10 protein-coding genes are annotated in these 12,660 nt (G+C 67.4%); 4 read left to right on the forward strand and 6 right to left on the reverse strand.

Annotation, left to right across the window (positions count from 1 at the left end; translation table 11 throughout):
* Window positions 1-176 precede the first annotated feature (176 nt).
* Window positions 177-1,742 carry a hypothetical protein gene (locus ACIP1U_RS17920; RefSeq protein ID WP_400317261.1) on the forward strand — a complete coding sequence of 522 codons (1,566 nt, stop codon included), beginning with the start codon at window positions 177-179 and terminating at the stop codon, window positions 1,740-1,742.
* Here the strand turns inward: ACIP1U_RS17920 and ACIP1U_RS17925 are convergent.
* The 6 genes from ACIP1U_RS17925 to ACIP1U_RS17950 form a co-directional block, all read right to left on the reverse strand.
* Window positions 1,705-2,847: a glycosyltransferase family 4 protein gene (locus ACIP1U_RS17925; protein WP_400317264.1), complete on the reverse strand. Its 1,143-nt coding sequence runs from the start codon at window positions 2,845-2,847 to the stop codon at window positions 1,705-1,707. The two genes, ACIP1U_RS17920 and ACIP1U_RS17925, sit on opposite strands and share 38 nt — an antisense overlap.
* Window positions 2,848-2,851: 4 nt before the next feature.
* Window positions 2,852-4,861, reverse strand: a complete 2,010-nt coding sequence (asnB, locus tag ACIP1U_RS17930; protein WP_400317266.1) for an asparagine synthase (glutamine-hydrolyzing) — start codon at window positions 4,859-4,861, stop codon at window positions 2,852-2,854.
* A 19-nt stretch (window positions 4,862-4,880) separates the two neighbouring features.
* Window positions 4,881-5,966, reverse strand: a complete 1,086-nt coding sequence (locus ACIP1U_RS17935; RefSeq protein WP_400317269.1) for an NAD-dependent epimerase/dehydratase family protein — start codon at window positions 5,964-5,966, stop codon at window positions 4,881-4,883.
* Between the two features lie 40 nt (window positions 5,967-6,006).
* Window positions 6,007-7,284, reverse strand: a complete 1,278-nt coding sequence (tviB, locus tag ACIP1U_RS17940; RefSeq protein WP_400317271.1) for a Vi polysaccharide biosynthesis UDP-N-acetylglucosamine C-6 dehydrogenase TviB — start codon at window positions 7,282-7,284, stop codon at window positions 6,007-6,009.
* A gap of 150 nt (window positions 7,285-7,434) precedes the next feature.
* The gene (locus ACIP1U_RS17945) at window positions 7,435-8,586 is read right to left on the reverse strand and encodes a glycosyltransferase family 4 protein (protein WP_400317273.1); all 1,152 of its coding nucleotides are present in this window, start codon (window positions 8,584-8,586) and stop codon (window positions 7,435-7,437) included.
* Window positions 8,587-8,709: 123 nt separating this feature from the next.
* Window positions 8,710-9,882: a glycosyltransferase gene (locus ACIP1U_RS17950; RefSeq protein WP_400317276.1), complete on the reverse strand. Its 1,173-nt coding sequence runs from the start codon at window positions 9,880-9,882 to the stop codon at window positions 8,710-8,712.
* 197 nt (window positions 9,883-10,079) lie between these two features.
* Here ACIP1U_RS17950 and ACIP1U_RS17955 point away from each other — a divergent pair, with 197 nt between their 5' ends.
* Genes ACIP1U_RS17955 through ACIP1U_RS17965 form a run of 3 tightly spaced genes read left to right on the forward strand, consistent with a single transcriptional unit; the run spans window position 10,080 to window position 12,588 of the window.
* A complete protein-coding gene (locus tag ACIP1U_RS17955; protein ID WP_400317279.1) occupies window positions 10,080-10,679 on the forward strand; it encodes a sugar transferase in 600 nt (199 codons plus the stop codon).
* Window positions 10,680-10,735: 56 nt separating this feature from the next.
* Entirely contained in the window at window positions 10,736-11,920 is a 1,185-nt protein-coding gene (locus ACIP1U_RS17960) for a DegT/DnrJ/EryC1/StrS family aminotransferase (protein WP_400317282.1), read from the forward strand.
* A complete protein-coding gene (locus tag ACIP1U_RS17965; protein WP_400317283.1) occupies window positions 11,920-12,588 on the forward strand; it encodes a phosphatase in 669 nt (222 codons plus the stop codon). The genes ACIP1U_RS17960 and ACIP1U_RS17965 overlap by 1 nt, the downstream gene beginning before the upstream one ends.
* The last annotated feature ends 72 nt before the right edge of the window (window positions 12,589-12,660 follow it).

The following is a 12,660-nucleotide window of genomic DNA, read 5'->3' on the forward strand; positions in this document are numbered from 1 at the left end:
TGCGGGGCCACACATACGCCGGCTTCGTCACAGCAACACGCTGCGGGCGGCCTTGTCCGCGGCCTCCTACCTACTGAAGCATGAAGGCAGTTCCACCCTAAGGCTAGTGTCGGCGCCGCGCATGATGGTGCCAAATGCAAGGAAATGGCGTTGCACTCGATCGCCAAGGGGGAGACATGTCCGGTCAGTTTCCGGAGGCCGCTGCGCCGCACAGCCTGGTCATCGTGGTCGGGGTGACCGCGCACGAGCCCGCAGGCTGGGAGGGATCGGTGATACAGCGCCTGCGAGCCTCCGGCACGAGCCGCATCATCGTGCGTGCGGCGGACGCGATGCGTCTGCCTGGCAAGCCCGGCGGTGTCACCGATGGCGCGCATGCGCAACAGGTATCCGGGCCGGTGACGGCGATCGTCGACCTCACCGGTGAGCTCGATACGGGCTGGTGCGGCCACGCCGTTGAAGGCGTGTGGCGCCTCTGCGACGGGCGCGGGCTCCCACTGGGTGATCCGCACCACGGCCTGGAGACCCACGCCAACGGCGCCGGCATCGTGCTGGATCTGGTGGCCTGGAAGGACTCCGGCGTGTTCCTGGTCGACACGGCCCGGGGCTACGCCGAACCCTGCGAGAAGATTCCGCGCGAACGCCTTGCCCTCATGGGCGCGTCGTTGCTCGACGGCGCGCTGCGCGAAATCCGTGCCCTTGGCGGCCTGGCGGGGCGCGCGGCGTGGCAGGGTGAGCGGCGCGAGCGCGCGCGCCCTGCCGCATGGCAGCGCTGGCTCTGGCGCGCGCGCGCGCGCGCTGCTCACGCTGCCATCCAGCTGAAGGGGTTCATGCTGGTCGAGTACTGGATGATCGGGCTCGTCGACATGACGTTTGCCGAGGCCGTGCGTGCACAGCGGCTGCCGGTGCGCTGGCTCGGCACGCGCATGGCTTCGCATTGCTGGGCCGATCCCTTCGGCGTCCCAGGCAGGCCAGATGAAATCTATTGCGAGGAAGTCGACCTGCGGCAGGGCCTCGGCCGCATCGTCAGGCTGAAGCTGGGCGCGCACGATGTGCCCACCGGTGCCGGGCCGGTCGATCTGGGACTGCCGGGGCATCTGTCGTTTCCGTACCTGTTCCGCCACGACGGCGCGCTGTATTGCGTGGCCGAGTCCTCGCGGAGCCGGCGCTGCGTGCTGAATCGCCAGGACGAGGCCGGCAGCTGGCAGCAGGTCGCCGTGCTGCTGGAAGATGTCGCGGCGGTCGACCCCACCATCTTCGAGCATGACGGCCGCTTCTGGCTGCTCTACACCGATGTCGCGATGGGGCAGTTCGACAACGTCTGCCTGTGCCATGCCGACAACCTGCTCGGACCATGGCAGGCGCACGCGCAGAATCCCGTCAGGTTCGACAACGGATCGGCGCGCGCGGCCGGCTCGGTCGTGCGCGATGCCGGCCAGCTGCTGCGGGTGGCGCAGGTGTGCAAGAGCGGCTACGGGCAGGCCATCGCGGTCAACCGCATCGTGCATTGCACGCCGGAGTTCTATCGGGAAGAGACCGTGGGGTGCGTCAGCCCCGAGGGCGATCGGCTCAACCCGGATGGCCTGCATACCATGTCGGACTGGGGCGACCGCGTCGTGGTCGATGGCAAGCGCCACCTGTTCCGCGCGGGCTTGCTCTGGCACCGGATCGTGGCCCGTGCCAGCCGTGCCTTGCGCCTGCCGGCGCCTACTCGAAGCCCATCTCGCGAAGCATCACGGCGTTGACCTTGTGCACGTCGTACTTGGTCTCGGCGATCTGGCGGGAGCGCTGGCCCATGCGCACGACGCGCTCCCAGTCCTCGATCAGCTGCATCATCGCCTGCTCCAGCGCGCTGACGGACTTGACCGGCACCAGCACGCCGTTGTCGCCGTCGACCACGGTCTCGCGGCAGCCGGGAGCATCGGTGGTGATGACCGGGCGGCCCATTGCCATGGCTTCGAGCACGGAGCGTGGCGTGCCTTCACCGTACGAGGGCAGCACATAGACGTTGCAGCCGGCGATGGCGGGACGAACATCCGACAGGCGCCCGAGGTAGTCGACGGTGCCGTCTGCGATCCACCCGTCCAGCTCATGCTGGGCGATGGCATCGGGACTGGTGTCGATGAAGCCTGCCAGGCTGAAGCGGGCGCCGGCGCCGGCCCGGCGGGCCCGGACCCGCCGCGCGGCTTCGGCATACTCGCGCACGCCCTTGTCGCCAAGCAGGCGGGCAATCAGCAAAAAGCGCGGACCGTCGTCGGGCAGCGGTGCCACCTGGAAACTCCCCACGTCCACGCCCGAGCCGTTGACGATGCATGAACGCTTGCCGGGGGGCAGGATGTCTAGCCGGCGGAACAGCGCCTCATCGTCGGGGTTCTGGAAAAAGGTCGTATGCGCGCGGCTGAGCGCCAGCGCATAGAGCCGCTGTACCACCGCGCGCAGCCTGCTTCTGCCGCTGTCCTCGCGGAACGCGTAGCCAAGCCCCGTAATCAGCGCGAAGCGGCGCGGCACGCGCGCCAGCCAGGCGGCCAGCAAGCCATAGATCACCGGCTTGATGGTGTAGCACATCACGCTGTCGGGCCGGATCCGCCGCATCAGCCGATGCAGCGCGAGCAGGGAGCGCGCATCGGCCAGCGGGTTCATGCCGGTGCGTTCGAGGAAAACGTCATGCACGATCACGCCGCGCGACTCGAGCGCGGTGCGCACCGGGGCTCCTGCGGTCAGGCCCGGCGCCGCCACATGCATTTCCACGCCTTTTTCCTGCAGGGCTGCGATGAGCGGACCGCGAAAATTGAGCAGTGATTCGCCGAAGCTGGCGATCATCAGGAAGCGCATGCCGGTCTCCCAACTCATGACACTAGGCAACGGCCTCGCAGGCCTCATTGCCAAAGGTTGGCTGCTGTACACGCTCTTGCTCCAGCCACGCCTGGAACATCAGCACGCACCACAGCGGATGCTGCCAGTTGCGCCGCCCGGACAGGTGCTCGGCCCAACGGCTGCGGATCGGTTCCGGATGCAGGTAGCTCTCCTGGCGCAGGCGCCGCTCGTCAAGGAGATCCTCTGCCCAGTCGCGCAGCGGCCCGCGCAGCCACGCGTCGATCGGAATGCCGAAGCCCATCTTCGGACGCTCGATCAGCGCCTTGGGCACATAGCGGTCGAGTACCTGGCGCAATACCCATTTGGTGGTGTATCCGCCGGCTTCCTTGCGCACCTTGCAGGCCAGCGGCAGGCGCCAGGCGAACTCGACCACGCGGTGATCCAGGAATGGTATGCGCGTCTCCAGGCTGTGGCGCATCGCGGCGCGGTCCACCTTGGTCAGGATGTCGTCGGGCAGGTAGCCCAGCATGTCCAGCGCCATCATGCGCTCCACATCGCTCAGTGCACCGAGGGGCCGCGCGGCGTCGTCCAGTACTGTGTCCGGTTCCGTGCCGCCGATGACAAGTGTCTCCGGGTGGTGCCAGTGGGACACCATGCCGCGATACAGCTCGGCCGATGAGTGCGCGGCCATGACGCCGGCTCCCTTGTGGATCTTTTCGCCAAGATTGTTCCAGCGCGAAGCGATAGGGAAGGCGGCGGCGAGCTGGTTGATGCTATGCGGAGAGAAACGCGTCAGTCCCCATGCCGCGGCGGCGCGCATGGGAGAGGGGATGCGCGACAGCCGTTGCCACAGCTCGGCAGTGATCTGGTAGCGGTTGTAGCCGCCGAACAGCTCGTCGCCGGCGTCGCCGGACAGCGACACGGTGACATGCCGCCGCGCCAGCTGGCTGACCAGCAGCGTCGGGATCTGCGAGGAGTCGGCGAACGGCTCGTCGTAGCTGCCGGGCAGTCCCGGAATGACCGCCATCGCATGTTCCGGCGTGACGTATAGCTCCGTGTGGCTGGTGCCCAGATGCTGCGCGACCGCCTTGGCGTACGCGGCTTCGCTGTAGTCCGAATTGTGGAAGCCGATGGAAAAGGTGCGCACCGGCTGCGACGATTGCGCCTGCATCAGCGCCACCACCGTTGACGAATCGACGCCACCGGACAGGAAGGCACCGAGCGGCACGTCCGCCATCATCTGGCGGCCCACCGCGTCGCGCAGCAGCGTCTCCAGGCTGTCCACGGCATCCTCGGGCGTGCCGGTGAACGGATGCCGCACGCCTTCGAGCGCCGCCGCGGCGGCCGACCAATAAGGGCGCAGCACGGGTTCGGGCGCCCGCAGCGAGAGGGTCAGCAGATGCGCGGGCGGCAGCTTGGCGACGTTCTGGTAGATCGAATGGCTGCCGGCCACATTGTTGTAGCGCATGAACAGGCACAGCGCGTCGCGGTTGATGCCGCCCTCGAACGCCGGGTGCCGCCGCAGCGCCTTCAGTTCCGACCCGAAAAGGAAAGTGCGCGCCTGGCCTGTTCCCTGCCAGCCGTAGTAGAGGGGCTTCTCGCCGAGCCGGTCCCGTCCCAGTGTCAGGACGCCCGTGTGCCGGTCCCACAACGCGAACGCGAACATGCCCTGCGCACGCCGGACCGTAGCCTCGGCGCCCCAGGCGTCGATGCCGGCCAGCAGCGTCTCCGTATCGGAGTGGCCCCGCCAGCGCGGCGCGGCCCCCGCACGCTCCAGCTCGGCGCGGATTTGCAGATGGTTGTAGATCTCGCCGTTGTACGCAATGACGTAGCGGCCGCTGGCTGCCGTCATCGGCTGTTGCCCGGCCGCAGACAGATCCACGATGGCCAGGCGCCGGTGGGCCAGGCCGAACGGCTTGTCCGGATCGCACCAGGTGTCGCCGTGATCCGGTCCGCGATGGCGGATCTGTCTGGCCATCTCGGCCAGCAGGGCCGCGCGGTCGGCCAAAGGGGTAGGTGAGCCGCCTAGGAATCCTGCGAGTCCGCACATTGTCGTTTTCCGGTTGCGCTCAGGCCTTCAATGCCTGCTGCCTCTGCACGTACCAGCGCATGGCCTCGACCAGCCCGTCGCGGATGCGGTGCGTGGGCTGGTATCCCAGCAGGCTCTGCGCCTTGCTGATGTCCGCCTGGCTGTGGCGCACGTCGCCTGCCCGGAAGCCGCGATACACCGGCTGGGTACCGGCGGCAACGCCGTAGGGCAGCAGCCCGTCGCGAAGCAGTTCGAACAGCGTGTTCAGCGTGGTGCGATCGCCGACCGCGACGTTGTAGACCTGGCTGGATGTCTCGCGGTGTTCGCTGGTGGCGGCCAGCAGGTTGACCTGTACGGCGTTCGCGACGTAGCAGAAGTCGCGGCTGGTCTCGCCGTCGCCGTTGATGCAAACGGCCTCGTGCCGCAGCAGTGCCGCGATCCATTTCGGGATCACGGCCGCGTAGGCACCGTCCGGATCCTGGCGCGGCCCGAACACGTTGAAATAGCGCAGGCCGACGGCATGCACGCCGTAGCACCGGTGGAACACGTCGGCGTACAGCTCGTTGGCGTACTTGGTGACCGCATAAGGGCTCAACGGCTTGCCGATCAGGTCTTCGACCTTGGGCAGGCCCGGATGGTCGCCATAGGTGCTGCTGCTGGCTGCATAGACGAAGGTCTTGACCTGCGCGTCGCGGGCGGCGACCAGCATGTTCAGGAATCCGGTGATATTCACGCTGTGGGTCGAGACCGGATCCTCGAGGCTGCGGGGCACGGAGCCGAGCGCCGCCTGGTGCAGCACGAAGTCCACCGGATGCAGGCCGGCGGCCGCGCCCACGCGCGCGGGCGCACGGAACAGCATGGCGTTGCGGCAGTGCTCCGGGTTGCGGATGTCCCCCTCGATGAACTGGAAGTTGGCCCATTGCCTGGGCGGCACCAGCGCCTCGACCTCGCACAGGTTGCGGCGGTGCCCGGTGGAAAAATTGTCCAGGCCGACCACGCGCTGGTCAAGCCGCAACAGGATTTCCAGCAGGTTGCTGCCGATGAAGCCGGCGACGCCGGTGATGAGCCATGTGCGCGGCGTGGCGGCCAGGCGGGCCTTCAGATGCGCGTAGGCGTTCTCATGCATGGGCTGTGACTCCATGGCGCGGTTTCGGGTGGGTGCGTGACTACAGGCGTCCGTCAACCTCGCTCCTCGGCAAGATGCCCTTCACGTCGAACAACACCGCGTGCGATTTGCCGAAAGCCTTGATCGCCCGCACGCCCATGGTGACGAACTGGTGGTGTGCGACCGCCAGCACGATGGCATCGTAGTGGTCGTGCCGAGGCGCCTGGCGCAGGCATGCCAGCCCGTACTCCGCTTCGGCGTCCTCGACATTGATCCAGGGGTCGTAGACGTCGATCTCGGCGTTGTAGCCGCGCAGCGTCGTCACGATGTCGACCGCCTTGGTATTGCGCACGTCCGGGCAGTTCTCCTTGAATGTCAGGCCGAGCACCAGCACGCGGCTGCCAAGCACGGGAATGCCCCGGCGCAGCATCAGCTTCACCACCTCGTCGGCGACATGGATCGCCATGCGGTCGTTGATGCGCCGGCCGGCAAGGATGACCTGCGGGTGGTAGCCGACCTCCTGCGCCTTGTGCGTGAGGTAGTAGGGATCGACGCCGATGCAGTGTCCGCCGACCAGGCCCGGGCGGAACGGCAGGAAATTCCACTTGGTGCCGGCGGCCTTGAGCACTTCGAGCGTGTCGATATCGAGCTTGTGGAACAGCAGGCTGAGTTCGTTCATCAGCGCGATGTTGACGTCGCGCTGGGTGTTCTCGATGACTTTCGCGGCTTCCGCCACGCGGATGCTGCTGGCCCGGTGCGTGCCGGCCACGATGATCCTGCGGTAGAGCGCGTCGATGGCTTCGCTGGCCTCGGGCGTGCTGCCGCTGGTGACCTTGCGGATATCCGGCAGCCGGTGCTCCTTGTCGCCGGGGTTGATGCGCTCCGGGCTGTACCCGCAGAAGAAGTCTTCATTGAATTTCAGGCCGCTGTGGCGCTCCAGCACCGGCACGCAGATTTCCTCGGTAGCGCCCGGATACACGGTCGATTCATAGATCACCACCGCGCCCGGCGCCATCGCCTTGCCCACGGTCTCGCTCGCCAGGATCAGCGGCGTCAGGTCGGGGCGCTTGGCGCGGTCCACCGGCGTGGGCACGGTCACGATAAAGACCTGGCAATCCTTGAGTGCGCCGGGATCGCTGCTGTAGCGCAGGTGGCGTGCGCTGCGCAGTTCGTCCGCGCTGACCTCCAGCGTGGCGTCATGGCCGGTGCGCAGTTCTTCGATGCGCGCGCCATTGATATCGAAGCCCACGACCGGCTGCTGCTTGCCGAACTCCACGGCGAGAGGCAGGCCGACATAGCCCAGCCCGATGATGGCGACTTGTGCGTGACTGAAGTCCATGACAGTGATCTTCCGAGTTTTGCGAGCCTGCCGGCGGTGGCGTGGAAAGCCAGGTTCGTGAAAATTATCGTGTGCAGCCAGCACACCGTGCGCGGGGGTTCGTGCCTTGGCGTACACAAGCCGGCATGCTTGCGGCAGTTGCAGCCTGTGTCATGCCACCCCGATTTCGTTGCGGCCTGTTTCCCCTGAGATGCGGGACAACAGGCCTTCCCAGCGCACGGCGATCTCGGCCGGCGCGAACTTGTGTACGTCGCGGCGGCCGGCGTTGGCCAGGCGGGCGGCAAGTTCGGGACTGGCGATGACAGCCGCGATCTCGCGCGCCAGCGCGGCGGGATCGTCGACCGGGCTGAGCCGGGCGTTTTCGCCATGGGTGAGCAAGGCCCTTACGCCCGTCTCGCAGTCGGTGGCAACGATCGGCAGGCCGTATGCCATGGCCTCCACCAGTACCAGCGAGAAGCCTTCATACCGGGAGCTGAGGCACAACATGGCGGCGTCGCGGTACACCGATTCGATATCGCTGCGCGCCGGTTCGAGGCGCACGCATTCCTGCAGGCCAAGCCGGTCACGCAACCGTGTCAGCGGTGCCAGTAGCTCGCCGTTGCCCACAATCCGCAGCCGCCAGTCAGGAAAGGCATCGGCAATCGGCACCCACGCCTGCAGCAGCACATCGAAACCCTTGACGTCGGTCAGGCGCCCCACGGCGACTGCGGTACGGGACGTGCGGGCAGCGGGCTCCGCGGGGAGGGGAAACGTCAGCGAATTGGGGATGACCTCGACATTGCTGCAGTGCAGGCTGCGTACCCATTTCTCGCGGTCCAGCTCGGTCAGCACCACGATTCGATCGCAAGTGCGTGCGCTCAGGCGGCGCGCAAGGCGGCGCAACCGCAGCCCCAGGTCCTGGTCGAGGTTGCAGTGCTCCCAGGCAATGCGGCGTACGCCAAGCCCGAGGCACGCCGGCAGTGTGAACAGGGTCAGCAGTGGATCGACTTCCACCAGCAAGGTAATCCCATGCTGCCTGACGTAGCGGCGGATGCCGGCGACGGTGTGCAGGAAGTGCGTGCGGAAGGAGGGGCGCTGGTCGAACAGCGTCTCATGCCGGACCGCCGGGTCGAGCGGAAAGCAACTGCGGCGATCGCTCAAGCTGAGGATGTGGATACGGTGCCCGCGCCTGGCCAGCTCGTTCGCTACCGTGGCGGTCATGCGCTCGGCGCCGCCGAATACATTCAGCGTTCCGGTCAGGAAGCAGATCGCAGGCCCTCGTGCCGCGCCCGGGTTGGCGTGCATCATATGGGGATGAACCATCTTGACTCCGGCGGCATGGTTGGTGCGAACCCAGTTACGCTATCGCACCGGCAGGTCGGAATCCGTTCGGCGTCGAACGCTAGCCCGGACCGCCCGCTGCGCAGGGCCGCCGAACCTGCCGGATCACTGCCAGTGCGCGGTGCCATGTGACGCCAGGTGGGGCGCTGCGCCGGTGCGGGCGTAGGCCGCATACAGTCGCAGCCAGGTGCGGGCGATGGCCTCGATGCTGTAAGCGGAATCAATGTGCCGATGCCGCGCCGCTTCGTCCGCGGCCGTGCCCCGTCCTCGCGAGAGCGCGTCACGGATGGCCGGCGCCAGTGCGGCCGGATCCCCGCGCGGCACGACGGTGCCGGCGCCGCCCACCATCGCCGCCACGCCGGAGGCGTCCGTGGCCACGACCGGGCAGCCGCACGCCAGCGCTTCGCCCACCACCAGCGGCATCCCTTCGATCCGTGACGACAGCACGAACAGGTCCGCTGCGTTCAGCAGGGCTGGCACGTCCTGCCGCCTGCCCAGCAACCGCACCCGGCCGTCCAGGCCATGTGCGGCGATGCACTGCGCCAGCGTGTCGCGCAGCGGGCCATCGCCGGCGATCATCAGCACCGTGTTGGGGGCGGGGGACAGTTGCGCAAAAGCATCGATCAGGTCGGTCTGCGCCTTTTCCCAGACGAGCCGACCCACGTTGAGGACGAGCTGATCGTCGCCGTGCAGTCCGAGCGCGGCACGGGCGGCGGTCCGAGCCGGCGCGCTTGGGCGGTAGCGGGCCGTATCGATGCCGTTGGGGACGACGATGATCCGTTGCTCGGGCGCCGCGCGGCACTCGATCATGACCTGGCGGCCCTCGGCGCTGACATGGGTGGTGAGATCGCTCCAGCGATCGGTGAGCCGGTAGGCCAGCATGCGCAGCGCGCCGCCTTGGAAGAAGCTGTGCGCCGTGCAAATCGTTGCCGGCCCCGGGCACACGCGCGTCAGCATGCGGGCGAACAGGTTGGCGTGGATCATGTGGGCGTGCACGACGTGCGGGCGCCATTGCCGCACGAACCGGCGCACCCGCATGAGCGCTGCCAGCAATGACAGCGGCGTCTTGTGCATCGTCAGCATCACGGTTTCGACGCCTGCGGGCAGCGCCACCTCGTTGCCCGGCAGCAGGCTGACCACGGATACCCGGTGTCCCAGCGCCACGTACTCGCGCGCGAGCGCAGCCACTTGCTGCTCCGCGCCGCCCAGCTGCAGGCAGGTGACGAGCAGCATGATCCGCATCGGTTCGCTGTGCTTCCCGTGTTGGCCCTGATTCATCTTGTCTCCCGCGGCATGAGCTGGCGCCACGCACCCTATCGCACCGCAGGGCCCGCATCTGTTCGCTGCCGAACCCAGGCGGATGATCGGCGCGGCATTGTGGTGCAAGCCACGTTCCGGCGGCCCTGGACGCTTCACAGGGGCGGACGAATCCGATTAGATATCTCCTCGATACTGTCCGGAAGGTGTGAGCGATCATGAAGCGTGTACTGGATGTCGTCCTCGCGTCGCTGGCGCTGCTGGTGCTGGCGCTACCTCTTCTGATCGTGATGGGCCTGGTCCGGCGCAAGCTGGGCAGCCCGGTCTTTTTCCGGCAGACGCGGGCCGGTCTCGATGGCAAGCCCTTTCAAGTCATCAAGTTCCGCACCATGACGGACGAGCGCGGCGCCGATGGCGAGCTGCTGCCTGACGCGCAACGCATCACGCCGTTCGGCTGGACGATCCGGCGCACCAGCATCGACGAACTCCCCGAACTCTGGTGCGTGCTGAAGGGAGAGATGAGCCTGGTCGGGCCGCGCCCGTTGCCTACGTTCTACCTGCCGCTTTACTCGGCGGAACAGGCGCGGCGGCTGGCGGTCAAGCCGGGCATCACGGGCTGGGCCCAGGTCAACGGCCGCAATTCGCTGAGCTGGGAGGAGAAGTTCCGGCTGGACGTCTGGTACGTGGATCACCAGTCGATCTGGCTGGATCTCAGAATCCTGTGGCGCACGATCGGCACCGTGCTTGCCAAGGAAGACATCAGCGCAGAAGGCGAAGTTTCCGCGACCCGCTTCTGCGGGAGCGAGAAGACACCATAGGCCGCCACAGGTGCCATAGGCCCCGTGGCCCGCATCGCAAACCTTGGAAATCGGCAATGCTCAATACCGGATTCTCACCCTGGCCGAGCTTCAGCCAGGAAGAGGCGCAGGCAGTGCAACGCGTGCTGCTCTCGAACCGTGTCAACTACTGGACCGGCACCGAGTGCCGCGACTTCGAAAGGGAGTTCGCCGCCTGGTGCGGCGCCGGGCACGCCATCACGCTGGCAAATGGCACGCTGGCGCTCGATGTCGCGCTGCGTGCGCTGGATATCGGGCCGGGCGACGAAGTGGTGGTCGCGCCCCGGACCTTCCTGGCCAGCGTTTCCTGCGTCGTCAACGCGGGAGCGACGCCGGTGTTCGCGGACGTCGACGCCGACAGCGGCAACCTCAGCGCCCGAACCGTCGCCGCCGTACTGACCCCGCGCACGCGCGCTCTCATCTGCGTGCACCTTGGGGGCTTGCCATGCGACATGGACCCCATCATGGCGCTGGCACGCGAGCATGGGCTCAAGGTGATCGAAGATTGCGCGCAGGCGCACGGGGCCGTCTACAAGGGGCGCATGGTTGGCACCATCGGCCATGTCGGAGCCTGGTCCTTCTGCCAGGACAAGATCATGACCACGGGGGGCGAGGGCGGCATGGTCACCACCAACGATCCCGTGCTGTGGTCGCGCATGTGGTCGTACAAGGATCATGGCAAGAGCTGGGAGGCCATGTACGACCGCGCGCATCCGCCAGGCTTTCGCTGGGTGCACGACTCCTTCGGCACGAACTGGCGCATGACCGAGATGCAGGCCGCGATCGGCCGCATCCAGCTGCGGCGCATGGCGGACTGGCATGCCCGGCGCACCGCCAACGCGATGGCGCTGGCAGACGCGCTTGGTGCTTGCGACGGCCTGTACGTGCCGTTGCCGCCTGCGGGCGTGCAGCATGCCTGGTACAAGTTCCATGCGTTCGTGCAGCCGCAGCGTCTCGCCGAAGGCTGGAACCGCGACAGCATCATGGCTGCCATCAACGCGGCGGGGGTGCCTTGCTATACAGGCGGCTGTGCCGAGGTCTACCTGGAAAAGGCTTTTGACGGAACCGGATGGCGCCCGCCCACACGCTTGCCGGTGGCGCGCGCGCTGGGCGAGACCAGCCTGATGTTCCTCGTGCATCCCACGCTGACGCAGGATGAAGTGCACAGGACCGGGCAGGTGGTGCTCAGCGTGATGGAGCAGGCGACGCGCGCGGCAGCTTGATGACGAATTTCTTGTGGAACCATTACCTCTATTTCGGCGAGAGCCGCGTGGCATTGCCGCTGGCGGTCTGGATCGCAGTCTGCCTGGCGGTGGCCGGCCACGGCGCGCGCGCGCTGCGCTGGACGGTATCGTTCGGCATCGGTGCCGCGCTGGTGATGGCGGCCAAGTCCGCGTTCAGCTACTCGGGCTGGTCGCTCCCGTCGATCGGCGTCTACAGCGTGAGCGGGCATGCGATGCTGACAGCCGCGGTGTATCCCGTGCTGCTGATGCTGTGGGGCTCTGTGCTGGGCAGGTACACGGCCTGGCTCGGGCTGGCGACGGGAGTGGGGCTTGCGCTGTTCATGCCGGTGGTGCTGGTGACGGATTTCCACCATACGGTGGGCGAGTCGCTGATCGGGCTGTGTGTCGGCCTTGCGGTGGCCGGCATGACGCTGTGGCGCTGGCAGCCGGTGCGGTTGCGCCACGCCGGCGCGACCGTGGCAATGCTGCTGCCGCTGGCGCTGCTGTTCGATCCGCGCGACGCCGTCGAAGACATGCGCGACGCGCTGCACAGCCGCGCCATGCAATGGACCGGAGCAAGCGGCGAATACTGGCGCAGTATTGACCCGGATCCTGCAACGGGGAGGCGGGTTGTCTCCGTCGGGTTCTTCAGGGCAGGCGGCGCGTGAGACCGAGCAGGGCATGCGCCGCATGCCGAGAGGCACATCGGGCGGGTGCCTGGGCTTCACACGGATTTCTCG

Source organism: Cupriavidus sp. NPDC089707 (assembly GCF_044748965.1).
GTDB lineage: Bacteria > Pseudomonadota > Gammaproteobacteria > Burkholderiales > Burkholderiaceae > Cupriavidus.